This is a genomic window from Mesorhizobium sp. P2_E7, assembly GCF_056403855.1.
Map to the genome: position 1 here is coordinate 16,284 of NZ_JBFUER010000007.1, position 23,203 is coordinate 39,486.

Sequence of the window (23,203 nt, forward strand, 5' to 3'; positions counted from 1 at the left end):
GGGTTCGATGCCCGAGCGGGCGCGGCGGGTCAAGCCATTATCGATGCTTCGTGGACGGCTGCTGCCAACCGTCCCCAGCGTGATCGGTGCGGGCGTCAGTTAAACGCTATCAGCAGATCCTTCGCGTCGATCTGGTCGCCGGCCTTGACCAACACTTCGGCCACCGTGCCGTCGCGTTCGGCATGCAGCGCCGTCTCCATCTTCATTGCTTCGATCGACAACAGCACATCGCCGGCCTTGACCGCCTGGCCGGCGGCAACCGCAAGCGCAGAGACCACGCCCGGCATCGGCGCGCCGACATGCGCCTCGTTGCCGGGCTCGGCCTTGCGTCTCGCCTTTGCGGCGGACGCACCATGCGCCCGGTCCGGAACCTTCACCCTTCGCGGCTGGCCGTTGAGTTCGAAGAACACCGTGACCATGCCCTTCTCGTCGACATCGCCGATCGCAAGGCACCGCACCACCAGCGTCTTGCCTTTTTCGATGTCGACGAAGATCTCGTCTTCCGACTTCATGCCGTAGAAATAAGTCGGCGTCGGCAGCACGCTGACCGGGCCATAGGTCTCCTGCGCCGCGGCGAAGTCGGAAAACACCTTTGGATACATCAGCCACGAGGCGAATTCGTTCTCGCTAAGCTTGCGCTCCAGCTTCTCCTCGATCTCCTTGCGGCTGGCCTTGAGATCGGCCGGCTTCAACAGCGAGCCCGGCCGCACCGTGATCGGCTTGTCGCCCTTCAGCACCTTTTTTTGCAGAGCTTCCGGCCAACCGCCCGGCGACTGGCCGAGATCGCCGCGCAGCATCGAGACGACCGAGTCCGGGAAGGCGATGTCCTTACTGGGGTTCTCGACATCGGCGACGGTTAGGTCCTGGCTGACCATCATCAGCGCCATGTCGCCGACGACCTTGGACGACGGCGTCACCTTGACGATGTCGCCGAACATCAGGTTGACGTCGTGATAGGTCTGCGCCACCTCGTGCCAGCGCGTTTCCAGCCCGAGCGAGCGCGCCTGCTCCTTGAGGTTGGTGAACTGGCCGCCCGGCATCTCGTGCAGGTAGACCTCCGAGGCCGGTCCCTTGAGGTCGCTTTCGAAAGCGGCGTACTGGTTGCGCACCGCCTCCCAATAGAACGAGATGTTGCGGATCCATTGCGGGTCGAGGCCGGGATCGCGCTCGGTGCCCTTCAGCGCCTCGACGATCGAGCCCAGGCACGGCTGCGAAGTGTTGCCGGAGAGAGAGTCCATCGCCGCGTCGATGGCGTCGACGCCGCTCTCCACCGCCGCCAGCACCGTCGCCGCCGATAGACCCGACGTGTCGTGGGTGTGGAAATGGATCGGCAGGTCGGTTGCCTCGCGCAACGCCTTGAACAGCACGCGTGCGGCGGCCGGCTTCAGCAGGCCGGCCATGTCCTTGACGGCGATGATGTGAGCGCCAGCGGTCTGCAATTCCTTCGCCAGCCCGACATAGTATTTGAGGTCGTATTTGGCGCGCGCCGGATCGAGGATGTCGCCGGTGTAGCAGATCGCCGCTTCGACCAGCTTGCCTTCGGCGCCGACCGCGTCCATGGCGACTCGCATGTTATCGACCCAGTTCAGGCAGTCGAAGACACGGAACAGATCGACGCCACCGGCCGCTGCCTGTTTGACGAAATGCTGCACGACATTGTCGGGGTAGTTGGTGTAGCCGACGCCATTGGCGCCGCGCAGAAGCATCTGCAGCAAAAGGTTGGGTGCTGCTTCGCGCACCAGCGACAGCCGCTCCCACGGATCCTCGGTAAGGAAGCGCATGGCGACGTCGAAAGTGGCGCCGCCCCAGCATTCAAGCGACAGGAGCTGCGGCAAGGCCCGAGCGTATGTGCCGGCGATATTGGCGATGTCATGCGTGCGCATGCGGGTGGCGAGCAGCGACTGATGGCCGTCGCGCATCGTCGTGTCGGTGACCAGCACCTCTTTTCGCTCGCGCATCCAAGCAGCGAATTTCTCTGGGCCGAGCACCTCCAGTTTCTGCTTGCTGCCATCAGGCACATTGCCGTTGAGATAGGGCACGACGGGTGCTGCCGCATCGGCCTTCGGCATGGGGCGTCCGCGGGTTTCCGGATGACCGTTGACCGACACGTCGGCCAGGTAGTTGAGCAGCTTGGTGGCGCGGTCCTGGCGCTTGACCTGCTGGAACAGCTCCGGCGTCGTGTCGATAAACTTGGTCGTATAGGAATTGTCGGCGAAGCTCGGGTGGTTGATGATCGCTTCGAGGAAGGTGAGGTTGGTGGCGACGCCGCGGATGCGGAACTCGCGCAGCGCCCGGTTCATGCGGGCGATTGTCTCGGCCGGTGTCGGCGCCCACGCCGTCACCTTCTCCAGCAGCGGATCGTAGAAGCGGGTGATGACTGCGCCCGAATAGGCGGTGCCGCCGTCGAGCCGGATGCCGAAGCCGGTGGCGCCGCGATAGGCGGTGATGCGGCCGTAATCCGGAATGAAATTGTGCTCTGGATCCTCGGTGGTGATGCGGCACTGCAGCGCGTGGCCGTTCAGCCTGATGTCCTTCTGCGCCGGTACGCCCGATTCCGGCGTGCCGATGGCAAAGCCGTCCAGGATGTGGATCTGCGCCTTGACGATGTCGATGCCGGTTACCTGCTCGGTGACGGTGTGCTCGACCTGGATGCGTGGATTGACCTCGATGAAGTAGAATTTGCCGGTGTCGGCGTCCTGCAGGAATTCCACGGTGCCGGCGCCGATATAGCTGGTCTCGCGCGCGATCTTGAGCGCATAGCCGCAAAGCTCCTGGCGCAACGCCTCACTGAGGTAAGGCGCTGGCGCCCGTTCGACGACTTTCTGGTTGCGGCGCTGGATCGAGCAATCGCGCTCGAACAGATGCACCGCGTTGCCGTGGGTGTCGCCGAGCACCTGGACCTCGACATGGCGGGCGCGCTCGATCAGCTTCTCGAGATAGACCTCGTCCTTGCCAAAGGCGGCCCTGGCCTCGCGTTTGCCTTCGGTCACCTCGCGCAGCAGGTCGGCTTCCGAGCGGATCGCGCGCATTCCGCGCCCGCCACCACCCCACGACGCCTTGAGCATGATGGGATAGCCAACCTCGGCAGCAAGCTTCTTGATCGCCTCGCCGTCGTCCGGCAGCGGGTCGGTCGCCGGAATCACCGGCACGCCGACCTCAATGGCGAGATTGCGCGCGGCAACCTTGTTGCCGAGCCGGCGCATCGTGTCGGGCTTCGGCCCGATGAAGGTAATGCCGGCCTCGCCGCAGGCTTCGGCGAATTCGGGGCTTTCCGATAGAAGGCCGTAGCCCGGATGGATTGCGTCGGCGCCGGACAGCCTGGCGACACGGATCACTTCCTCGATCGACAGATAGCTTTCGATCGGCCCCATGTCCTTGTTGAGATGCGGCCCGCGCCCGACCTGGTAGCTCTCATCGGCCTTGAACCGATGCAGCGAATATTTGTCCTCCTCGGCCCAGATCGCCACGGTTTTGAGGCCGAGCTCGTTGGCCGCGCGAAAGACGCGGATGGCAATTTCGGACCGGTTGGCGACGAGGATCTTCGTGATGGCCAAGGAAGAAGGCTCCGGACGGGAGGGATGGGGGCTCAGCAATGATTAACGCGAAAATGCTGCAGTGCAACCAAAATCGGGAGACAATTAAACCGATTTAAATGTATTCTAGCACCGCAAAGCGAAAGACTGCGTGCGAATGGCGTCGCCAAGTGACGCGAATTGTCATCCCACGCACAATCCGCTTCCGGCTAACGGTTGTTTTTTAGCCAACGCAATCGCTCCGTCCCTGCTCCGGCTGGTCAAAAGAAAAATGCCCGGCGCAAGCGCCGGGCATTTCGTAGGGATTGCGTTATCCGATCAGCCCTTCGGCAGCCAGGTGATCTTGCCGTCCGGACCCTTCTTCCACTCGTACATGATGTAGCCCGGGAGCTTCGGATCGCCCTTCGCGTCATAGGCGAGGTCGCCCAGAACGGTCTTGAACGGACCCTTCTCATGCAGCGCCTTGGCCACTTCCACCGGGTCGTTCGTCTTGGCCACGGCAGCGGCCTCCGCGATCACCTGCATGGCAGCGTAGGCGTAGAGCGTGTAGGCTTCCGGTTCAAAGCCCTGGGCGCGGAACTTCTCGACCAGTGCCTTGTTCTCGGGGATCAGACGCGGATCCGGACCGAAGGTGTTGAGCGTGCCGATAACCGCGTCGCCCGCGATCGCAGCCAGCTCGTCGGTAACGATGCCGTCGCCCGACATCAGGGTTGCCTTGAGGCCCTGGTCAGCCGACTGGCGGATGATCAGGCCGGCTTCGGTGTGCAGGCCGCCCCAGTAGATCAGGGTGACGCCGGCGTCCTTCATCTTGGCGATCAGCGCCGAGAAGTCCTTGTCGCCGACATTGACGCCTTCGTACATGACTTCTGTCAGGCCGGCTGCGTTCATTGTCTTCTTGGTCTCGTCGGCAAGGCCCTGACCGTAGGGGGTCTTGTCGTGGATGACGGCAACCTTGGCGTCCTTGAAGTTGGCCGCAATATAGGCGCCGGCAATGCCGCCCTGCTGGTCATCGCGTCCGCAGGTGCGGAACACGTTCCACAGGCCGCGCTCGGTGAATTTCGGATTGGTCGCAGCCGGGGTCACTTCGACGATGTTGTTGTCGACATAGACTTCCTGCGACACCGGGATCGAGACGCCCGAGTTGAAGTGGCCGACCACGAACTTGACGCCGTCGCCAACGAACTTGTTGGCGACCGAGATGCCCTGCTTCGGATCGGAGACGTCGTCGCCGACTTCGAGCTTGATCTGCTCGCCATTCATGCCGCCTGCTGCGTTGATGTCGGCGACAGCCGCTTCCGCACCCTTCTGCAGCTGCGCACCGAAGGCTGCATTCGGGCCGGTGATCGGACCGGCGACGCCGACGAGGACATCAGCCCATGCGTTACCGCCGAACGCGACAAGCGCGGTCAGGGCAACGGCGGACAAAAGTGATTTCTTCATTTAAACGCTCCCATTTACGAGGTGGGCGTGGATGATACTTTCATGCGATGCCCACCCTTATCGCAGAAAGCGTACTTTGCCGATTTTCGGGCCCTTGTCACGCCGATTCATCCCCGAGACGGCGTTAATGGTGAACGTCAACCTTTCGGCTTCCAGCTTAAGATCGAAGCACGTTCGTAAAGCCAATTATACTGCGTCACCATCTGGTTGGTGCGTGTGTATTGATAGCCGACAAACCCCAATATCATGAGCACGATTGTGTCCACGACATAGTATTGCAGCGAAAACATCGTGCCGCCGAACAGGGCATGATGAATGAACCTTATGCCGATGCCGAGTCCCAGCAGGTAGGCGAACAGCGCCGGCAGGCTGCGCCATGTCTGGGCGCTGGCCTTGCCGGTCATCCATGCCGCCCAGCCGCCGAGCAGACAGGTGACGAAGAAGAACTGCCAGATGGAAGGTTCCTCGTGAAGAATGCCTTGCATGGTGAAGACTCCTGAAATCAGTGATGGCCGCCTTCGAGATAGGCCGCGCGCACTTCCGGATTGGCGAGCAATTCCTTGCCTGTGCCGCTCATGGTCACGTTGCCGTTGACCATGACATAGCCGCGCGTGGCGAGCTTGAGCGCGCCGAACGCGTTCTGCTCGACCAGGAACACGGTCAGCCCTTGCGTGCGGTTCAACTCGCGGATGGCGTCGAAGATCTGCTTGACGATCAGCGGCGCCAGACCCAGCGACGGCTCATCGAGCAGGAGCAGCTTCGGCCGCGCCATCAGCGCGCGTCCGATCGACAGCATCTGCTGCTCGCCGCCCGACAGCGTGCCGCCGCGCTGGGCGATGCGCTCCTTGAGACGCGGGAACAGCGTGAACACCTTCTCGGCATCCTCGTCATAGTGCTTGAGGTTGTCGAGGCCGGCGCCCATCTGCAGGTTTTCCATCACCGTCATGCGCGGGAAAATGCGCCTGCCTTCCGGCGACTGCGCGATGCGCATGCGCGCGATCTCGTGCGTCGGCATCTGGGTTATGTCGGTGCCGGCGAAAGTGATGGTGCCGGAACGGGCCCGCGGCGCCCCGAAGATGGTCATCATCAGCGTCGACTTGCCGGCGCCGTTGGCGCCGATCAACGCGACGATCTCGCCCTGGTTGACGTGAACATCGACGCCGTTCAGCGCCTTGATGTTGCCGTAGTAGGTCTCGACGCCCTTGATGTCGAGCAACGTTGTCTCGGCCATCACTTACGCCCTCCGCGCGGCTTGGATGTCGGGGATTTCCCGGCGGGCTTGGCCGTGGCCCGCTCGGTCGGTTTTCTCGGGGCGGTGTTGGCCCTTGCATCGAACTGAGCGGCCTTCGAGGCGCCCTTCGACACCGTGACCCGCTCGCCCTCGCTGTGGCCGATCGTGTCGCTCACCGGGCCGGCGAGATAGGACGAAGACGAGCCTGGTCCGTGCGCCGTATCAGGCCCTATGTCCAACTGCTCGATGACGTCTTCATCGCCGACCTCGGTCAGCACCGTCTCGACCTCCTCGTCGTCGACGCCGAGATAGGCGGCGATGACGCGTGGGTCGGTGCGCACCGATTGCGGGCTGCCGTCGGAAATCTTGCGGCCATATTCGAGCACAACGACATGGTCGGAGATCTGCATGACCACCGACATGTCGTGCTCGATCAGCAGGATCGAGGTGCTACTCTTGATGTCCATCAGCAGCGAATTGAGCGCTGCCGATTCCTTCGGATTGAGACCGGCCGCCGGCTCGTCGAGGCACAGAAGCTCGGGGCCCGTGCACATGGCGCGCGCGATCTCGAGGCGCCGCTGCGCGCCATAGGGCAAATCGCCGGCCGGATCGTCGGCGCGATCGACAAGATCGGCCTTCTCCAGCCAGTGCTTGGCAAGCTCCACTGATTCGGCCGAGGCCCTGCGGTAGCCGCCGATCCCGAACAGGCCCAGGATCGTATAGCCCGATGCCTTCATCAGCTTGTTGTGCTGGGCAACCAGGAGGTTCTCCAGCAGCGTCATACCCGAGAACAGGCGAATGTTCTGGAAGGTGCGTGCCACCTTGGCGCGCGCCGGGATCTCGTGGTTAGGCAAGCGTTCGAGCAGGAAGGTCGAGCCGTCGGCACCGTTGAGCGTGATCATGCCTTCCGACGGCTTGTAGAAGCCAGTGATGCAGTTGAACACGGTGGTCTTGCCGGCGCCGTTGGGCCCGATCAGCGCGGTGATCTCGCCACGCTTGGCCTGGAAGGACAGGTCGCCGATGGCGACCAGGCCGCCGAACTTCATCGACAGATGCTCGACCTGGAGGATGGCGTCTTTCATGCCCGGATTGGCCTTTTGAATCGAACTTGCATTCATCAGCCGTGTCCTTCCTTGGTGAAGGAACTGGAGACCGCTCTTCGCTCCTTGAGGAAGGCTGTCGGTTCACGACTGCCGACGAAGCCGCGCGGCTTCCAAAGCATGACGATGACCATGGCCATGCCGAACAGAAGCATGCGGTAAAGCTCCGGCGTGAAGTCCTTGCCGAAGACCTGCTTGAGGAAGTCGAGCTCGCGCAACGCCTCGGTGCCGCCGATCATCACCATTGCGGCGACCGCAATGCCAACCAGCGAGCCCATGCCACCGAGCACGACGATGGCCAGGATGATCGCCGATTCCAGGAAGACGAAGGATTCAGGGCTGACGAACCCTTGCCGTGCGGCGAAGAAGGCGCCGGCAAAACCGCCGAACATGGCGCCGGTGGCAAAGGCGGTGAGCTTGGTGGTGGTCGTGTTGATGCCGAGCGAGCGGCAGGCGATCTCGTCCTCACGCAGCGCCTCCCAGGCGCGGCCAACCGGCATGCGCCTGAGCCGGATCGTGACGAAGGCGGTGAGCAGCGCCAACGCCAGGATCAGATAGTAGAGGAAAATCTTGTAGTAGGCGCTCGACTGGGCGATGTGCAGCACCTTGCCGATATAGTTCGGGTCCGCCGAATTGAACGTCATCAGGCCGAAGAAGGTGACTTTCGGGATACCGGAGATGCCGGCGGAGCCGTTGGTGACTTCACGCCAGTTGATCAGCACCAGGCGGATGATCTCGCCGAAGGCCAGCGTGACGATCGCCAGATAATCGCCGCGCAGCCTGAGCACCGGAAAGCCGAGCATCACGCCCCAGAAGGCGGCCATGGCGCCGGCGGCCGGCAGCAGGATCCAGAAGGACAGGCCGTAGTGCGAGCCGAGCAGCGCATAGGCATAGGCGCCGACCGCATAGAAGGCGACGTAGCCGAGATCGAGCAGGCCGGCGAGGCCGACGACGATGTTCAGCCCCCAGGCCAGCATCACATAGATCAGGATCTGGATGCCGAAATTGTCGATCCACTTCAGCGAGCCCTGCAGCCCGCCGACAAATGACCACGACATCAGCGTCAACACGCCGACGACGAGGATCGGATAGAGCACCAATGCGGTGATCCCGAGCTTGGTGAAATTGTCATGGATGTAGGCGCGGAAGTAAAAGATCACACAGGCCAGTACATAGATGACGGCCAGCGCGCGCAGGAACTGCAGATAGCCGGCCAGACCATCGCCCAGCAGCCCCGGCAAGGCGCCGCCGAACACGAACAGCACCCCCGCCAGCACGATGGCGACGATGAAGGCCGGAAGCATGAAGAAGCGCGACGCCACGCTGGCCGGCAATAGGCCGGTGGCGACATTGGCGATCTTCTGATTGGCCATGAAGGGCTGGCCATAGGCGATGTAGAAGAAGCGGCCGAGCATGGTCAGCACGACCACGGTGATGAGCAGCCACCAGCGCGTCACCAGGATCAGCTGGTTGCTGATGTTCTGGTCGGTCTTCAGGCCGATGAACAGGACGAACAGGCCCAGCGAGATGGCGCCGGCATAGAGCGCCTCACGCAATGCGCGCTGCACGGGGGAGGCGACGGTGTCGCGCTCCGAGGATACGGTAACCGCCATTGTCTCAGACCTTTTCGACTTCTGGCCGGCCCAAAATGCCGGAAGGCAGGAAGATCAGCACGATCGCCAGGATGGAGAACGCCGCGACGTCCTTGTAGTCGATCGAGAAATAGGCCGACCACATGCTCTCGATGAAGCCGATCAGCAGCCCGCCAAGCACGGCGCCCGGCAGAGACCCGATGCCGCCGAGAACGGCCGCGGTGAAGGCCTTGACCCCCGGCACGAAGCCGTCGGAGAAGGCGATGACGCCGTAATACATCAGGAACAGCGTACCGGCGACCGCCGCCAGGGCTGCGCCCATGATGAAGGTGATCGAGATCGTACGGTCGACGTCGACGCCGAGAAGTGCGGCCATCTTGCGGTCCTGCTCGCACGCCCTTTGCGCCCGTCCTAGCGAAGTCCTGTTGACCAGGTACCAGAACAGCGCCAGCAGCAGCGCGGTGACGATGACGATGATGATCTGCTTCAGCGATATGCTGATGCCGTTGATGTTGTAGACCTGGCTGACCATCGGCGGGATCGGCTTGTTGCGCGGACCCTGCGTCACCTGGATGAAGTTCGACAGCGCGATCGACATGCCGATGGCGGTGATCAGCGGCGCCAACCGGAACGAACCGCGCAGCGGCCGGTAGGCCACCTTCTCGATCGTCCAGTTGTAGAGGCTGGTGAGCAGCATCGCCACGATCATCATGATCAGCAGCGCCAGGACGACCGGCACCGAATAGACCAAGGAGCCGAGGATGAGGAAGACGACGAGGGCGGCGAAGGCCCCGACCATGAAAATGTCGCCGTGGGCGAAGTTGATCATGCCGATGATGCCGTAGACCATCGTGTAGCCGATTGCGATCAGCCCATAGATCGATCCCAGCGTCAGCCCATTGATAAGCTGCTGGACAAAGTACTGCATGTGTACATGGCTCCCCTGGAATGTCGCCCATGCAGACGCATTCCTTTTCGTATTTCCCCTAGTCGTAAAGTTTCGAGCCCGGATTGCAACGTGATTTTTCAAACGTCGTGCGTGTTTTGCCGGCACGCCTTCCGATTGCCCGTTTTTTTGCTCCCGACCCCTGGACTATCGCGGACCCTATCATTGGCATAACGCAATGTCTTTGACGATTCAGCCGGACAGTGCACCTCATTTCGAAGAAATCACCGTCAAAAGTAGGTGATGAGACGATTCGTTGCGTTTCCGAGAGGCTTCGTTTTTTAGCCACATTCCTTTCCGCAGAGGCAAGATTCTTGCTACTTGGCCACAAAGTCGCGCCGGGCGGACCGCAATGGCCAGTGGAGGCTGTGTTGAAGCCGAGCTTCCCGGCCCGACCGCCGGGCCTGGACGCGGCTGCCGGTCTTTGATCAGTAGGCGGACCCACCATCCTCGCTCAGCGCATGCCGCTCCGTGCCTTTCAAGGGCGGATTGAAGACGCTGACCAGGATCATGTCGCCCGCGGCGTCGGCCCGCAGATAGTGCTCGTCATGCTCATTGAGCACATAGATCGTGCCCGGCTCGATGCGATGCACAGCACCGGACATGTCCTCGACCTCGCCGGCGCCGGCGATGCAATAGCAGGCCTCGAAATGTCGCCGATAGTGAAGGCGCGATTCGCTGCCTGCGCGCACCACAGTGTGGCAGACGGTAAAGCCCATGCCGTCCTGTTGGGTCAGCAGCCGGTGGCTGGTTCCATTGCCCCAATTCACGAAGAAGTCAGATTTTTCTACATCAGCCAATTGTCTGGTGAACATGATTGCTTTCTCTGTGTTGTGGACGGAAGTCAGTTATCTGGCTCAAAATTGCCGCAGAACGCATCGACCTTCAAATGATTGCTTCTCACCGATCATGTTTAGTAAATCTTACAGATGGACTACATTCCGCTGAATGCCATCCGTGCCTTCGAGGCAGCCTCCCGCCGCCTGAGCTTTTCAGCTGCCGCCGAAGAGCTGCATGTGACCCATCCCGCGATCAGCCACCAGATCAGGCGCCTGGAGGAGTGGCTGGGCGTGCCTCTCTTCCACCGCGACGCCCGCAGGGTGAGGCTGACCGATGCCGGCGTGATCCTGCAGGCGTCGGCAAATGCTGCGCTTGCCGAACTCGGCGCCACCTGCCGGCGCATCCGCCGCAACGCCGCGGCGGCGACCATTTCCGTCGGCTGCATCCCGTCCATCGCCAGCCGCTGGCTGGTGCCCCGCCTGCCCGCCTTCACCGCCAGCCATCCCGACATCGGCATGCGCGTCGCTTATGCCAAGGCCGAGGACAGGCTTGGCGATGGCGACAATGACGTGCTGATCACGCTCGGCGCCGATCCGACGCCCGGCGTCACCAGCCTTAAACTGTTTTCGCGCCTCAACCGGCCGGTGTGCAGCCCCTATTACCTGGCCGGCAGGGAGCATCTCAGGACGCCTGCCGGGATCGCCGGCGCCGACCTGCTGCATGACGAGAACCGTCAGGGCTGGGGCGAGTGGTTTGCCGAGGCCGGACTGGCCAAGGTCGATGTCGGCAACGGACCCGTCTTTGCCGACTTCAACATTCTGGCGACAGCTGTCATTGCCGGCCACGGCGTGGCGCTGTGTCCCGTCGATGTTTTCCGCGACGAGTTGAAGCGGGGCGACCTCGTGGTCCTGTCCGATATCTCGACAAACCGCGACAAGGCATACTTCCTGACCATGGCGGCGAACGCCTCACCCTCCGCACGCACCTTTGCCGACTGGTTTCGCCGGGAAGTCTCGGTCCAGGCCGAGGGCGATCAAGCCGTCACTTGACCACGAAACCATGCGCGAACGGATCGCGGTCGTCGATGAAGATCGTGTTCAGGCCTGTCATCCGCGCCCAGCCGCCGATCGAAGGGATGATGGCCGGCTTGCCGGCGACAGAGACGTCCTTTTCGACCTTGCCCTTGAACAGCGAACCGATGATCGATTCATGGACAAAGCTGTCGCCCGCCTTGAGCTTGCCCTTGGCATGAAGCTGCGCCATGCGCGCCGAGGTGCCGGTGCCGCACGGTGAGCGGTCGATCGCCTTGTCGCCGTAGAAGACGGCGTTGCGCGCATCCGCGCCCGCCACCGTCGGCTTGCCGGTCCACAACATGTGCGACAGCCGGTTGATGCCAGGGTTTTCCGGATGCACGAACGAATACTTTTCGTTGAGCCGCTGCCGCACCACCGGGCTCCAGGCGATGAAATCGCCGGCGGAGTAGTCGGCCATGTCGCGATAGTTCGCCTGCGGCTCGACGATGGCGTAGAAATTGCCGCCATAAGCGACATCGACCGTGATTTCGCCAAGCTGCGGGCACTCGACCGTCAGTCCTTCGGCATAAAGGAAGGACGGCACATTGGTGATGCGCACCTCCTCGACATAGTCGCCAACCTGTTTGTATTCGGCGATGACCAGCCCTGCAGGCGTGTCGAGCCTGAGCACGCCCGGCGTCTTCGGCTTGATCAGTCCATGCTCGATGGCCATCGTCACCGTGCCGATGGTGCCGTGGCCGCACATTGGCAGGCAGCCCGACGTCTCGATGAACAGGATGGCGATGTCGCAGTCGTCGCGCGTCGGCGGATAGAGGATCGAGCCCGACATCACGTCATGGCCGCGCGGCTCGAACATCAGCCCGGTGCGGATCCAGTCATACTCCGCCAGGAAATGCGCCCGCCGTTCCATCATCGTCGCCCCCTCGAGCAGCGGTCCGCCGCCGGCGACCAGCCGCACCGGATTGCCGCAGGTATGGCCGTCGATGCAGAAGAAGGATTTTTTGGCCATGATTTCCTCGAACTCAAAACCGTTGCGGGCTGAATGGGGCAAGATCGATCGGCGAACTCTGCCCGAGAACGAGATCGCGGATCAAGCGGCCGCTGGCCGCCGCCTGGGTCAGGCCGAGATGGCCATGGCCGAAGGCGTAGAAGACGTTGGGCGCGGTGCGCGCCGTGCCGATCACCGGCAGCGAGTCCGGCAGCGACGGGCGATAGCCCATCCACTCGCGGCCACCTGACGTGTCCAGTCCCGGCAGGAATTGCTTGGCTTTTTCCAGCATCGCCTTCGAGCGCGCAAAATTCGGCGGCCTGTTGAGACCACCAAGTTCGACAGCGCCGCCGACACGCAACCCGGTTTCGAGCGGCGTGATGACGAAGCCGTGTCCGGAAAAGATCAGTTGCCGCTTCACGTCGAACGCGCCTGTCGGCAGCGTCGTGTTGTAGCCGCGTTCGGTTTCCAGCGGGATGCGGTCGCCCAACTGCACCGCCAGCAGATGCGACCACGCACCGGCGGCGACGACGAGCTGTCTCGCCTGCCGAACCGTGCCATCGGGCAGTGTCAGCGTCGTGCCGTCATCATTGCTCGCGAGGCGCTCGACGCGGGCTTTCTCGAAGCGCGCGCCCAGCCCTTCGGCATAGGCCCACACCGCCTTGCCCAGCAGTTTCGGGTCGGCAACCGTCTTCCATCCCGGCACGAACGTGCCCTTGATGAAGCGCGGCGACAGGCCGGGCTGCAGCCGCGCCAGTTCGTCGCCTTCGACATGGCGAAAGCCGATGCCGAACCGCGCGCGCGCCCCCCAGCCCGATAGCCCCGCCTGGAATTCTGCCTTGCTTTCGTACAGTTCCAGCGAGCCGTCCTCGTGCAGCATCGGCCGCGCGCCGGACCGATCGAGCAGCCCCATCCATTCGGCTTCGGCGAGCTTCATCATGCCGGCTTGCGCAGTGAGGCTCGCCTCGTAATGCCTCGGCGCGCCAGCGCGCCAGAAGCGGAACAGCCAGGGCAACAGCTTCGGAAGATAGGCTGGCGGGATGCTGAGCGGTCCGAGCGGATCGGCAAGCCATTTCGGCAATTGCCGAATCATGCCCTTATGCGCCATCGGCAGCACGTCGGAGAAGGCGAAGGCGGCGGCATTGCCGGAACTGGTTTCCTCGCAGATGCCGGTGCGGTCGAAGACCGTGACGCTGCGCCCGGCCTCGGCCAGCATGGCTGCGGCACAGATGCCGACAATGCCGCCACCGACAATGGCGATGTCCAACACCTGGGTTGGCGCAGTCACGATGCGATGCCTCCAGCGTCAAGGGCTTTCGCCATCAGCGGGTTCTTCCAGTCAGACCGCACGGTTGTCCAGCCGAGCTTTTGATAGAACCCTTCTGCGTCCTGGGCGGCATTGACCTCCAGCCGGTCGAGACCGAGGTCACGGGCATACGCCTCGACTTGCATCATGAGAGTGGGACCAAGGCCACGCCGTTGCAGCCCGGATTCGATCGCAACGAGCCTGACAATGCCGAGGCCCCGATCGACAACATCCAGCCTCGCAGTCCCGACCGGCGCGCCGTCGCGTATGAGAAGCAGCGGGTGATTGCCTGCGAGCCGATCATCGGGATGCCGTTCATCGTAGCCGATCAAGCCCCTACCATCCCAAAGGAGGCGCTTGCGTATGTTGTGATATGCCGCCCAGTCCCCATCACTTTCGACGCGCTTGAGATGGATCGCAGACGGCATGTAACCTTCCTCAGAACGTCGGCAGGTTCGGCCGTACCGCCAGCGCGTCCCTGACGATCTTCTCCACCGCCTTGCGGCGCTCGCCCGACAGAGGCTGGCGCGGCATGCGCACGCGGTCATTTGTGTTGATGGCGAGCACTTCGGCAAGCTTGATGTTTTGTACCAGATAGGTCGAGACATCGAGATCGAGCAGCGGCCGGAACCAGCGGTAGATCGAAAGCGCCTCTTCGCGACGGCCCTGCTTCATCAGCTGGTAGATGGCGACGGTCTCGCGCGGGAAGGCGACAACCAGACCCGCCACCCAGCCGATGGCGCCGACCGACAGCGCCTCGAAGGCGAGATTGTCGACGCCGGTGAAGAGGTCGTAGCGGTCGCCGAAGCGGTTGATGATCTCGGTCGAACGCCTGATATCGTCGGACGATTCCTTGATGGCGACGAAGCGCTTGTCGGCGGCCAGCTCCTCCATCTGGTCGACGGTGACGTCGACACGGTACGCGAGCCGGTTGGAGTAGATCATCACCGGCAGGTCGCCGGCCTGGGCGACGGCGCGCAAGGCAGCGACTGTCTCTTCCGGATTGGTGTGGTAGATCGGGCTCGGCACCACCATCAGTCCGTTGGCACCTTCCTTGGCGGCGCGCTTGGCAATGCTCGCCGCCTCGCGGGTGCCGGCCTCGTTGACCGTCAGCAGCACCGGCTTGTTGCCGGCGACCTTCTGCGCCGTCTTCAGCACCTCGATCTTTTCGTCATGCGACAGCATCGGGCCTTCGCCGAGCGAACCGCAAACGATAATGCCGTCGCAACCGGCCTCCATCTGCAGCGCAAAGCAGCGCTCCATCTCGGCATGGTCGAGCCGGTCGTCGGCAGTGAATTTGGTCGTGACGGCGGGGAAAACTCCGGTCCACATGGTCATCTCTCCATCTGATATATCAGCCGTATATCTGGTAAGAATCCCGCTGTCAATGCGGAATCTGTTATGATATATCTAAAATATATCAGGAGCGAACCTTTGATATCCACCGAGACAGCATCTCCGGAGCCGGCTGCCACCAAGGCCTATCGCGCGCTCGAGCATATGATCGTGACGCTGGAACTGGCGCCGTCGAGTTTTGTCACCGAGGGCGCGCTGATCGAACGGCTCAGCCTTGGCCGCACGCCCGTGCGCGAGGCGATCCAGCGCCTGGCCTGGGAAGGCCTGCTCGACATAAGGCCGCGCGCCGGCATCGCCATAGCGCCGCTGCATCCCGGCGACTGGCTGCGCGTGCTCGACGCCAGGCGCGGCGTCGAGGTGGTGCTGGCCCGTTCGGCCGCCCGCTTCGTCACCCGCGAGGCTGCGGACCTGTTTCACGAGGCAGCACTTGCCATGCAGAAGGCGGTCATCTCCGGTAATGTGCTGGCCTTCATCCAGGCCGACAAGGCCCTCGACGAAGCCCTGGCGCTCGCTGCCGACAACCCGTTTGCGGCACGCCTTGCAGCACCCCTGCAGACCCACAGCCGCCGCTTCTGGTTCCGCTACAAGGCCGACACCGGCCTCGCCGAATCCGCCGAGCACCACGTCGCGCTGATCCGCTCGATCCTGGACGGCGACGAGGAGGCCGCCGCGAAGGACGCCAAGCGCCTGATGGCACTGCTGCGCGGCCATGCCGAGGTCGCCGCGACGCGCTGAACGGGGGATCAGATCCCTTGCGCGGTGGCGATGGCGGTATTCTCCCATCCGTCACCGGTCGCGAAGATGCAGCTTCGGCCCTGAACGTCGGTCACCAGCATCGACCAGGTCCCATTTGCCGAAACATAGATCTCGACAATGGCGGCCTCGCCGACCACACCGTAGCCGATCTGCTTTTGTTGAAAGGCCTGCGCCAGCCCCGCGACGAGGTCGCTGTGGCCACCGCAGATAAATTGCGCCTGCGCCGATAGCGTCGACAGCGCCAGCGCGGCGCCGATCACGGCTATCCTGATCCATCGAAACGAAAATTTGTGTGCCATAGGGCACCTCCTTCGCCTTGGCGTTCCGGCAAAGGGAGGCACATGGGGCAGCCTCAATATACCGAAACGCTCCAGGCCGGGTTCGACGTCTTCATCACGTCACTCCTTCTGGTTTTCCGGTCTGTCGTCAGGGAATCTTATCATTCCCTTGAATCGATATGGTGAGGCCACCATCCGAAAACAAGCACCATTTCGGGGCTTGCTGCGCGTTGCGGAACAACGATCGGCGTCAGACTTCCGCCGGTTCGCGAAGTGCCGCCCATTTCAGCAAGGCGTCGAGCGCTGGGCACAGGGCCTGGCCCCAGTCGGTCAGGCAGTATTCGACCTTCGGCGGCACCTGGTGATGCACGATTCGGCGGACAATGCCGTCGGCCTCCATCTGCCGCAGCTGCTGGATCAGCATTTTCTGCGAGATCGCCGGGATCGCCCGTTCGAGGTCGGAGAAGCGCAGCACCTTGCCGCCGAACAGGTGAAACAGGATCACCAGTTTCCAGCGGCCTTCAAGGATGCGCAGCACATTCTCGACGCCGGTCGCAGCGGATGAGGGCGTCAGCGGCGCGACCTTGCTTTCAGGCCCAGCCTTACTTTCAGGTAAGTACCTTACCTTTTCGTCGGTTCTTGTCATTTCCGCAGCATATCTCACTTTAGGGACCGAACAAGCACCGCCGACGTCAAGCCGGCGGGCGACAACCGGAACCGGAGACGAGATTATGACCGTGAAACTTCCTCAGCCGCTGGCGAATTATTTTGCTGCCAAGAATCGGCACGACATCGACGCAATGCTCATCCCCTTCGCACCGGATGCGACGGTTCGCGACGAAGGCGAAGTCCATCGGGGGTCAGCCGCCATCCGCGACTGGATGGACGCAACGACACGCAAATACCGGGTCACGGTTGACGTCACCGACGCGAAGGTCAACGGCAACGCGTGGCGGATCGCCGGCCTCGTCTCAGGGAACTTTCCGGGCAGCCCGGCGACACTCCACTACAACTTCACCGTGGCCGATGATCAGATCGAGCGATTGGAGATCGGCGCATGACGCAAAAAGGGGCGCGACAAAAGCCGCGCCCTTTTCGGAAGTTTCTCACCGCGCGCCCGCAGCCGAAGGCGAGGACGCGCAAGCAAGAAAACCGTCCGGTTAGTTCATCGTCGGGATGACGAATTCGGCACCATCCTTGATGCCGGACGGCCAGCGCGACGTCACCGTCTTGGTCTTGGTGTAGAAGCGGAACGCGTCCGGGCCGTGCTGGTTGAGGTCGCCGAAGGACGACGCCTTCCAGCCGCCGAACGTGTAGTAGGCGATCGGAACCGGGATCGGCACGTTGACGCCGACCATGCCGACCTGGACGCGGGACGCGAAGTCGCGCGCCGCATCGCCGTCGCGGGTGAAGATGGCGACGCCATTGCCCATTTCGTGGTCGTTGGCGAACTTGATGGCGTTCTCATAGGTTGGCGCGCGCACCACCGAGAGCACCGGTCCGAAGATCTCTTCCTTGTAGATGCGCATGTCTGCGGTGACGTTGTCGAACAGGCAGCCGCCCATATAGTAGCCGTCCTCGTAGCCCTGCATGGAGAAGCCGCGGCCGTCGACGACCAGCTTTGCGCCTTCCTTGACGCCAATGTCGACATAGCCCTTGACCCGCTCCAGCGCCTGGCGCGTCACCAGCGGGCCGAAATCGGCGGACGAATCCGTCGACGGACCGACCTTGAGGCTCTCGACACGCGGGATCAGCTTTTCCATCAGCCGGTTGGCGGTGTCGTTGCCGACGGGCACAGCCACCGAAATTGCCATGCAGCGTTCGCCGGCTGAGCCGTAGCCGGCGCCGATCAGCGCATCGACCGTCTGGTCCATGTCGGCGTCGGGCATGATGATCATGTGGTTCTTGGCGCCGCCGAAGCACTGCACGCGCTTGCCCGCCGCCGTGCCGCGCGAATAGATGTAATGGGCGATCGGCGTCGAGCCGACGAAGCCAATGGCCTTGATGTCGGCATCGTCGAGGATGGCGTCGACGACGTCCTTGTCGCCATTGACGACGTTGAGGATGCCGGCCGGCAGACCGGCCTCGATGAACAGTTCGGCGATGCGCATCGGCACGCCCGGGTCACGCTCGGAAGGCTTCAGGATGAAGGCGTTGCCGCAAGCGATTGCCGGCGCGATCTTCCACAGCGGGATCATCGCCGGGAAATTGAACGGGGTGATGCCTGCGACGACGCCGAGCGGCTGGCGCATCGAATAGACGTCGATGCCGGGGCCGGCGCCATCGGTGAATTCGCCCTTCATCATGTGCGGCGCGCCGATGCAGACTTCGACCACTTCGAGGCCGCGCTGGATGTCGCCCTTGGCGTCGGCGATGGTCTTGCCATGCTCGCGCGCCAGTATGTCGGCCAGTTCGTCATAGTCGCGGGCGACCAGTTCAAGAAACTTCATCAAGACGCGCACGCGGCGCTGCGGGTTGGTGGCGGCCCATTTCGGCTGCGCTTCCTTGGCGTTCTCGACCGCCGCGCGCAGTTCCGCCGGCGAAGCCAGCGCCACGGTGCCGCGCACCGAGCCGTCCATCGGCTGCATCACGTCCTGCTTGCGCCCGCTGGTCCCGGCGACATGTTTGCCGCCGATGAAATGACCGTATTCGATCATGATTCCTCTCCCTGAGTTTGTGATGGTGCATACAACGCCTTTGCAGGCGCGAAGGCAACGCGAGGGAGAACGCAACCGTTGTGCAGGCAATAGACAACGAGTGGCAGGTGTGCATTAATTGCCGCAAATGGAGCGTGTCACAAAATATCCACTAAGGACTACGGGTTGAGTTCCTTCACACCCCCCTCTGTCCTGCCGGACATCTCCCCCGCAAGGGGGGAGATCAGATGTGGCTGTCGCCTTCATAAATCTTCAACGCAGCAAAAGAGATCCCGCAGGCGGAGCTGCCACTCTCCCCCCTTGCGGGGGAGATGGCCGGCAGGCCAGAGGGGGGTGGGCGGGAACGCGACGCTTCTTAACCGGCAGGACCACCCATGAACTGGGATGACGTCCGCATCTTCCTCGCCGTGGCCCGCGCTGGCCAGATCCTCGGCGCCGCCAAGCGCCTCGAGCTCAACCACGCCACCGTCTCGCGCCGCATCGCGGCGCTTGAAGAGGCGCTCAGGACAAAGCTCTTTCGCCGGCTCACCACCGGCAGCGAGCTGACGCCGGCGGGCGAGCGCTTTCTCGACATTGCCGAGCGCATGGAGGGCGACATGATCGCCGCGCGCTCGACCGTGTCGGGCGAAGGCGACGATATCTCCGGCACGGTGCGCATCGGCGCGCCCGACGGGTTCGGCGTCGCCTTCCTCGCCACGCGTCTCGGTGCGCTGACGGCGCTGCACCGCGAACTGACCATCCAGCTGGTGCCGGTGCCGCGTTCCTTCTCGCTGTCGCGGCGCGAGGCCGACATCGCCATCACCGTCGAGCGGCCGAGTGAAGGCAGGCTGGTGGCGGGAAAGCTGGTCGACTACACGCTGGGGCTGTTTGCCTCGCGTGGCTATGTCGAGGCGCATGGCCTGCCGCGGACATCGGCGGAACTGAGCCAGCATACGCTGATCGGCTATGTGCCGGACCTCATCGTCAGCCCGTCACTCGACTATGCCGCCGAATTCAGCCCGGACTGGCGCACCAGCTTTGCCATCTCCTCAGCGCTCGGCCAGGCCGAAGCGGTGCGCTCGGGCGCCGGCATCGGCATCCTGCACACGTTCGTCGCCCGCTCGATGCCGGAGCTGATCCCCGTCGACATCGTCGCGCCGATCCGCCGCGCCTACTGGCTGGTCTATCATGAATCGGTCCGCCCGCTGCGCCGCGTGCAGATCGTCGCCAACTTCATCACCAAGGCGGTGGAGCGCGAGCGCGGGCTGTTCGTGTAGGCTGCCGCCTTTCCCTTGCCATAAAATCCCCTTCCCTTGCCACGGAAACAATGAGTGTGGCATCAGGGGCAGGATGTTGCCGACGATACGGTGGGGCGCCGGGTGGCACATTTTTCGGAAAGCTGGCGCGGATAACAATGCGAGCCGTTCTTGCCATCCTCCCGCTGGCTTGGCTTTCGGCCTGCGCCAACCCATGGGCCACGGTTCCGGAAGCCGAGTTGCCCAAGCCGGTCCGCACCGCGATGGCCCGCCCCTCGCCTTTCGTCTTCGGCAATTATTGCGGCCCGGGCACCCGCACCGGCGACCTCTCGGCCCGCCCTGTCAATCGTCTCGACAGCGCCTGCCAGACCCATGACGCCTGCTACATCGCGCGCCGCAATCATTGCGACTGCGACAGCGCTCTCGTCGCCTCGGCAAAGGCGATCCGCGACGACAGGACGGCGCCGAAAAAGATGCGCGGCGAGGCCGAGCTTTTGATCGCCACCTTCGCGCTTCCCGTCTGCAAGGTCTTTCCGCAAGGCTTCCTGCCGCCGCGCGACCCGGCCGAGCTGAAGACAATGAACAGGGCGACCGGATGAATCGCGCCATTTGCCTGGCGATCGCCGGGCCGGCGCTCGCAGCCCTCGCCGCCTGCGCCGGTCCGCTCAAACACAGCTGCGATTTTTTCCCCGGCGCGACGGATTGCGAGCGGCCGTCGCTATCGGCCGCCACACCGGGGCCTCAGACCGCCGCCACCCAGTTTTTCGGCGATGCCGGCACCGGCAACTACGAAAGGCAGTTTCTGGCGCTGCTCGCGCACAACCAGATCGGCGCCATGGACAGGGGGAACGGCACCGGTCCGTTCGGCCATGACCGCCATGCCATCGCCAACCGCGATTTCCAGGCCACCTACCGGACACTGGAGCAGCTGGCGAAACCGGTCACCGCGGAGCAGATGCCGGCGACGAACAGCACAGCCGGCGAAGGCCATTTCGACGGCCGCTGGCGCGTGTCGCGGCAGACGCTCTATATCGACGCCGCCGCTCGACCGACCGCACCCAAGACATTCAGCTTTTCCGGCCTGCAGGCACGCTCGGTCGAGATCGTGCTGCGCCAGTCGGGCCGGCAGCCGGTCGACCTGGCGGGCGCCTGCGACGGCGCGCTGGCAATCCGCGCCGACGGTGGCTCGCGTTCTCTTACCGCCGGCGCACCGTTTCGCTTCCACCTTTCGGGAGAAGAAGCAGCCACCGTCTCCCTGTTTCCCGGTGACAGTCTGAACCGCTGCAATCTCAAGCTCAGCTCCAGCCTGGCCCCGGCGGGAACACAGCTCACCATCCTGCGCGAAGAGGTCGCATATCCGGCGATTGCCGCGCTCGACAGCCGCTACGAGCGCTGTCCGGTGCCCGATCCGTCCGGGCTGGAGGAACTCGACCGCGCCTTTTATGCCGGCCGCTGGCTGTCGCAGACCTGCTCGCTGCCGGTGGGGTCACCGCGCCTGCTGCGCGAATCCCGCGACGGCTTCAACGCCAAGGTCGAGGCGCTGCTCGGTGCACCGCTGCCCGACAGCGCCTTCGACAAGGCTGACCCCGAACTGCCGCTCGACTTCTCGCGCGCGCCGAAACTCAAGCTGATCTTTCTGTCGTCGCTGGAGTTCAAGGCCGACTTTTCCGGCCGCATCCTCGAACGGCTGATCCGCCACCACGCCGCCCTCGGCGCCAAGGTGCGCATCATGGTGACCGACGTGCTGGAGCGCGACAAGGACGACACGCTGCTGCACCGGCTGGCGGCCGACTACCCCAATGTCGAGCTGCAGGAATATCGCTGGCGGGCCGACCAGGGCGCACCGATCGACGAGCAGCTGTCGCAGCTACACAAGACCCACCACGTCAAGATGCTGGCGACGCTGGCCGAAAATCCCGCCCGCTCGCGCGTCATCATCGGCGGCCGCAACATCCATGACGGTTTCCTGTTCCACAAGCCGATCGACCTGTCGCGCTATCCGAACCTGGAGCAATACGGCAAGACTGACGGCCTCTCGCTGAACTACTATTCGAACTGGAGCGATTTCGACATCGAGTTCGCCGATCCGGCCACGGTCGAGACGCTTGCCGCGCATCTCTCGACCTTGTGGCTGCGCGATGCCGACACCAACATTATCAGGCCCTTCTCCATCCCGGTGCGCACCGACGGCCGGCGCCCGTCAGGCACGGTGCGCCATTTCATATCCGTGCCCTATGAGGACAACCACGCGCTGGAGACCTATTTCGTCGAGCTGATCGACACCGCAGAGCACCATATCGAGATCGTCAATCCCTACCTCAATCTGACCCCGAAGCTCAGCCTGGCCATAGAAAGAGCGCTGGGGCGCGGTGTCAGGATCGACATTGTCGGCCGCATCGACCTCAAGGGCGACATTGGCGGCAAGTTGCTGACCGCGCTCAACAAGCTGTTCGTCGAGAAATATGGCGACCGCATCAACATCCGCGAATTCAAGGCGCCCGATGTCGTTCTGCATTCCAAGATCATGATGATCGACGAAAGGCTGGTGACGATCTCGTCGGTCAACCTCAACAACCGCAGCTTCTTCCACGACCTGGAGAACGGCATGACGGTGCTCGACCCCGCCTTCTACGCCAGGATGCAGCCGGTCTATGACGACTATGTCGCCCATTCGAACCCGGTGTCGACCAAGGGGACCATACCCTGGGCCTACCGCTGGCTGTTCTCGAAGGGCTGGGTGAAGGAGGCGTTTTGAGGGAACCCACAGCGCGCAACAGAGAACGTGGCGATCCTTCACCCCCCTCTGTCCTGCCGGACATCTCCCCCGCAAGGGGGGAGATCGGACGTCGTTTTGGTTTTCGCCAATTTTCAGCGTCGATAAGATGGCGCGGTGGCCAAAGCTGCCAATCTCCCTCCTTGAGGGGGAGATGGCCGGCAGGCCAGAGGGGGGTGCTGTCCCTCCAGCGTTGGA

The 23,203-nt window shown here is 63.2% G+C and carries 20 protein-coding genes and 1 pseudogene; 6 read left to right on the forward strand and 15 right to left on the reverse strand.

Annotated elements, in window-relative coordinates; all coding sequences use genetic code 11:
* Positions 1-95 precede the first annotated feature (95 nt).
* From pyc to AC1DYC_RS26805, 8 genes and pseudogenes are all read right to left on the reverse strand, one after another.
* Positions 96-3,554: a pyruvate carboxylase gene (pyc, locus tag AC1DYC_RS26770; protein ID WP_477410728.1), complete on the reverse strand. Its 3,459-nt coding sequence runs from the start codon at positions 3,552-3,554 to the stop codon at positions 96-98.
* Between the two features lie 297 nt (positions 3,555-3,851).
* Positions 3,852-4,973 carry a branched-chain amino acid ABC transporter substrate-binding protein gene (locus AC1DYC_RS26775; RefSeq protein ID WP_477410729.1) on the reverse strand — a complete coding sequence of 374 codons (1,122 nt, stop codon included), beginning with the start codon at positions 4,971-4,973 and terminating at the stop codon, positions 3,852-3,854.
* A gap of 137 nt (positions 4,974-5,110) precedes the next feature.
* Positions 5,111-5,458 carry a DUF6867 family protein gene (locus tag AC1DYC_RS26780; protein ID WP_023668719.1) on the reverse strand — a complete coding sequence of 116 codons (348 nt, stop codon included), beginning with the start codon at positions 5,456-5,458 and terminating at the stop codon, positions 5,111-5,113.
* 17 nt (positions 5,459-5,475) lie between these two features.
* On the reverse strand, positions 5,476-6,204 hold the full coding sequence (locus AC1DYC_RS26785) for an ABC transporter ATP-binding protein (RefSeq protein ID WP_142869801.1): 729 nt from the start codon (positions 6,202-6,204) through the stop codon (positions 5,476-5,478).
* Between the two features lie 11 nt (positions 6,205-6,215).
* Positions 6,216-7,322, reverse strand: a pseudogene (locus tag AC1DYC_RS26790) (ABC transporter ATP-binding protein); the annotation flags it as partial.
* On the reverse strand, positions 7,322-8,917 hold the full coding sequence (gene livM / locus AC1DYC_RS26795) for a high-affinity branched-chain amino acid ABC transporter permease LivM (RefSeq protein ID WP_477410730.1): 1,596 nt from the start codon (positions 8,915-8,917) through the stop codon (positions 7,322-7,324). The pseudogene AC1DYC_RS26790 and the gene livM, both read right to left, overlap by 1 nt.
* A 4-nt stretch (positions 8,918-8,921) precedes the next feature.
* Complete coding sequence (locus tag AC1DYC_RS26800) at positions 8,922-9,824, reverse strand: branched-chain amino acid ABC transporter permease (RefSeq protein ID WP_477410731.1); 903 nt, start codon at positions 9,822-9,824, stop codon at positions 8,922-8,924.
* A 446-nt stretch (positions 9,825-10,270) separates the two neighbouring features.
* Complete coding sequence (locus AC1DYC_RS26805) at positions 10,271-10,657, reverse strand: ectoine synthase (protein WP_477286527.1); 387 nt, start codon at positions 10,655-10,657, stop codon at positions 10,271-10,273.
* Between the two features lie 114 nt (positions 10,658-10,771).
* Between AC1DYC_RS26805 and AC1DYC_RS26810 the strand changes: the two genes are divergently transcribed.
* Entirely contained in the window at positions 10,772-11,671 is a 900-nt protein-coding gene (locus tag AC1DYC_RS26810; RefSeq protein WP_477410732.1) for a LysR substrate-binding domain-containing protein, read from the forward strand.
* On the opposite strand, the gene AC1DYC_RS26815 is transcribed toward AC1DYC_RS26810, so the two are convergent.
* The 4 genes from AC1DYC_RS26815 to AC1DYC_RS26830 form a co-directional block, all read right to left on the reverse strand.
* Entirely contained in the window at positions 11,664-12,665 is a 1,002-nt protein-coding gene (locus tag AC1DYC_RS26815) for a 4-hydroxyproline epimerase (protein ID WP_477410733.1), read from the reverse strand. The genes AC1DYC_RS26810 and AC1DYC_RS26815 overlap by 8 nt on opposite strands.
* Before the next feature lie 13 nt (positions 12,666-12,678).
* Positions 12,679-13,860, reverse strand: a complete 1,182-nt coding sequence (locus AC1DYC_RS26820) for an NAD(P)/FAD-dependent oxidoreductase (protein ID WP_477410864.1) — start codon at positions 13,858-13,860, stop codon at positions 12,679-12,681.
* Between the two features lie 68 nt (positions 13,861-13,928).
* Positions 13,929-14,378 carry a GNAT family N-acetyltransferase gene (locus tag AC1DYC_RS26825; protein ID WP_477410734.1) on the reverse strand — a complete coding sequence of 150 codons (450 nt, stop codon included), beginning with the start codon at positions 14,376-14,378 and terminating at the stop codon, positions 13,929-13,931.
* A 10-nt stretch (positions 14,379-14,388) separates the two neighbouring features.
* A complete protein-coding gene (locus tag AC1DYC_RS26830; RefSeq protein WP_477410735.1) occupies positions 14,389-15,282 on the reverse strand; it encodes a dihydrodipicolinate synthase family protein in 894 nt (297 codons plus the stop codon).
* 69 nt (positions 15,283-15,351) lie between these two features.
* Here AC1DYC_RS26830 and AC1DYC_RS26835 point away from each other — a divergent pair, with 69 nt between their 5' ends.
* Positions 15,352-16,041 carry a GntR family transcriptional regulator gene (locus AC1DYC_RS26835; RefSeq protein ID WP_477410736.1) on the forward strand — a complete coding sequence of 230 codons (690 nt, stop codon included), beginning with the start codon at positions 15,352-15,354 and terminating at the stop codon, positions 16,039-16,041.
* 8 nt (positions 16,042-16,049) lie between these two features.
* Here the strand turns inward: AC1DYC_RS26835 and AC1DYC_RS26840 are convergent, their stop codons facing one another.
* Together AC1DYC_RS26840 and AC1DYC_RS26845 are read right to left on the reverse strand one after the other, a co-directional pair.
* Entirely contained in the window at positions 16,050-16,322 is a 273-nt protein-coding gene (locus tag AC1DYC_RS26840) for a hypothetical protein (protein ID WP_477410737.1), read from the reverse strand.
* 268 nt (positions 16,323-16,590) lie between these two features.
* Positions 16,591-16,914, reverse strand: coding sequence for a winged helix-turn-helix transcriptional regulator (locus AC1DYC_RS26845; protein ID WP_477410865.1), 324 nt, complete (start codon positions 16,912-16,914; stop codon positions 16,591-16,593).
* Between the two features lie 157 nt (positions 16,915-17,071).
* Here AC1DYC_RS26845 and AC1DYC_RS26850 point away from each other — a divergent pair, with 157 nt between their 5' ends.
* Positions 17,072-17,401: a nuclear transport factor 2 family protein gene (locus tag AC1DYC_RS26850; RefSeq protein WP_477410738.1), complete on the forward strand. Its 330-nt coding sequence runs from the start codon at positions 17,072-17,074 to the stop codon at positions 17,399-17,401.
* 99 nt (positions 17,402-17,500) lie between these two features.
* On the opposite strand, the gene AC1DYC_RS26855 is transcribed toward AC1DYC_RS26850, so the two are convergent.
* The gene (locus AC1DYC_RS26855; protein WP_477410739.1) at positions 17,501-18,997 is read right to left on the reverse strand and encodes a CoA-acylating methylmalonate-semialdehyde dehydrogenase; all 1,497 of its coding nucleotides are present in this window, start codon (positions 18,995-18,997) and stop codon (positions 17,501-17,503) included.
* Positions 18,998-19,371: 374 nt separating this feature from the next.
* On the opposite strand from AC1DYC_RS26855, the gene AC1DYC_RS26860 reads away from it, so the two are divergent.
* The 3 genes from AC1DYC_RS26860 (at position 19,372) to AC1DYC_RS26870 (ending at position 22,987) form a co-directional block, all read left to right on the forward strand.
* Entirely contained in the window at positions 19,372-20,253 is an 882-nt protein-coding gene (locus AC1DYC_RS26860) for a LysR family transcriptional regulator (protein WP_477410740.1), read from the forward strand.
* Positions 20,254-20,390: 137 nt separating this feature from the next.
* Complete coding sequence (locus AC1DYC_RS26865; RefSeq protein WP_477410741.1) at positions 20,391-20,831, forward strand: hypothetical protein; 441 nt, start codon at positions 20,391-20,393, stop codon at positions 20,829-20,831.
* A complete protein-coding gene (locus AC1DYC_RS26870) occupies positions 20,828-22,987 on the forward strand; it encodes a phospholipase D-like domain-containing protein (protein WP_477410742.1) in 2,160 nt (719 codons plus the stop codon). Before AC1DYC_RS26865 ends, AC1DYC_RS26870 begins: the two co-directional genes overlap by 4 nt.
* The last annotated feature ends 216 nt before the right edge of the window (positions 22,988-23,203 follow it).

What these genes read in the sequence shown, in the direction of transcription:
- AC1DYC_RS26825 (WP_477410734.1), bottom strand. Translation starts at nt 14,378, where the DNA reads ATGCCGTCTGCGATCCATCTCAAGCGCGTCGAAAGTGATGGGGACTGG.
- AC1DYC_RS26815 (WP_477410733.1), bottom strand. Translation starts at nt 12,665, where the DNA reads ATGGCCAAAAAATCCTTCTTCTGCATCGACGGCCATACCTGCGGCAAT.
- AC1DYC_RS26780 (WP_023668719.1), bottom strand. Translation starts at nt 5,458, where the DNA reads ATGCAAGGCATTCTTCACGAGGAACCTTCCATCTGGCAGTTCTTCTTC.
- AC1DYC_RS26855 (WP_477410739.1), bottom strand. Translation starts at nt 18,997, where the DNA reads ATGATCGAATACGGTCATTTCATCGGCGGCAAACATGTCGCCGGGACC.
- AC1DYC_RS26860 (WP_477410740.1), top strand. Translation starts at nt 19,372, where the DNA reads ATGAACTGGGATGACGTCCGCATCTTCCTCGCCGTGGCCCGCGCTGGC.
- AC1DYC_RS26785 (WP_142869801.1), bottom strand. Translation starts at nt 6,204, where the DNA reads ATGGCCGAGACAACGTTGCTCGACATCAAGGGCGTCGAGACCTACTAC.
- AC1DYC_RS26865 (WP_477410741.1), top strand. Translation starts at nt 20,391, where the DNA reads ATGCGAGCCGTTCTTGCCATCCTCCCGCTGGCTTGGCTTTCGGCCTGC.
- AC1DYC_RS26775 (WP_477410729.1), bottom strand. Translation starts at nt 4,973, where the DNA reads ATGAAGAAATCACTTTTGTCCGCCGTTGCCCTGACCGCGCTTGTCGCG.
- AC1DYC_RS26850 (WP_477410738.1), top strand. Translation starts at nt 17,072, where the DNA reads ATGACCGTGAAACTTCCTCAGCCGCTGGCGAATTATTTTGCTGCCAAG.
- AC1DYC_RS26810 (WP_477410732.1), top strand. Translation starts at nt 10,772, where the DNA reads ATGGACTACATTCCGCTGAATGCCATCCGTGCCTTCGAGGCAGCCTCC.
- AC1DYC_RS26870 (WP_477410742.1), top strand. Translation starts at nt 20,828, where the DNA reads ATGAATCGCGCCATTTGCCTGGCGATCGCCGGGCCGGCGCTCGCAGCC.
- AC1DYC_RS26835 (WP_477410736.1), top strand. Translation starts at nt 15,352, where the DNA reads ATGATATATCTAAAATATATCAGGAGCGAACCTTTGATATCCACCGAG.
- livM (WP_477410730.1), bottom strand. Translation starts at nt 8,917, where the DNA reads ATGGCGGTTACCGTATCCTCGGAGCGCGACACCGTCGCCTCCCCCGTG.
- AC1DYC_RS26830 (WP_477410735.1), bottom strand. Translation starts at nt 15,282, where the DNA reads ATGTGGACCGGAGTTTTCCCCGCCGTCACGACCAAATTCACTGCCGAC.
- AC1DYC_RS26800 (WP_477410731.1), bottom strand. Translation starts at nt 9,824, where the DNA reads ATGCAGTACTTTGTCCAGCAGCTTATCAATGGGCTGACGCTGGGATCG.
- AC1DYC_RS26805 (WP_477286527.1), bottom strand. Translation starts at nt 10,657, where the DNA reads ATGTTCACCAGACAATTGGCTGATGTAGAAAAATCTGACTTCTTCGTG.
- AC1DYC_RS26820 (WP_477410864.1), bottom strand. Translation starts at nt 13,860, where the DNA reads ATGCTGGCCGAGGCCGGGCGCAGCGTCACGGTCTTCGACCGCACCGGC.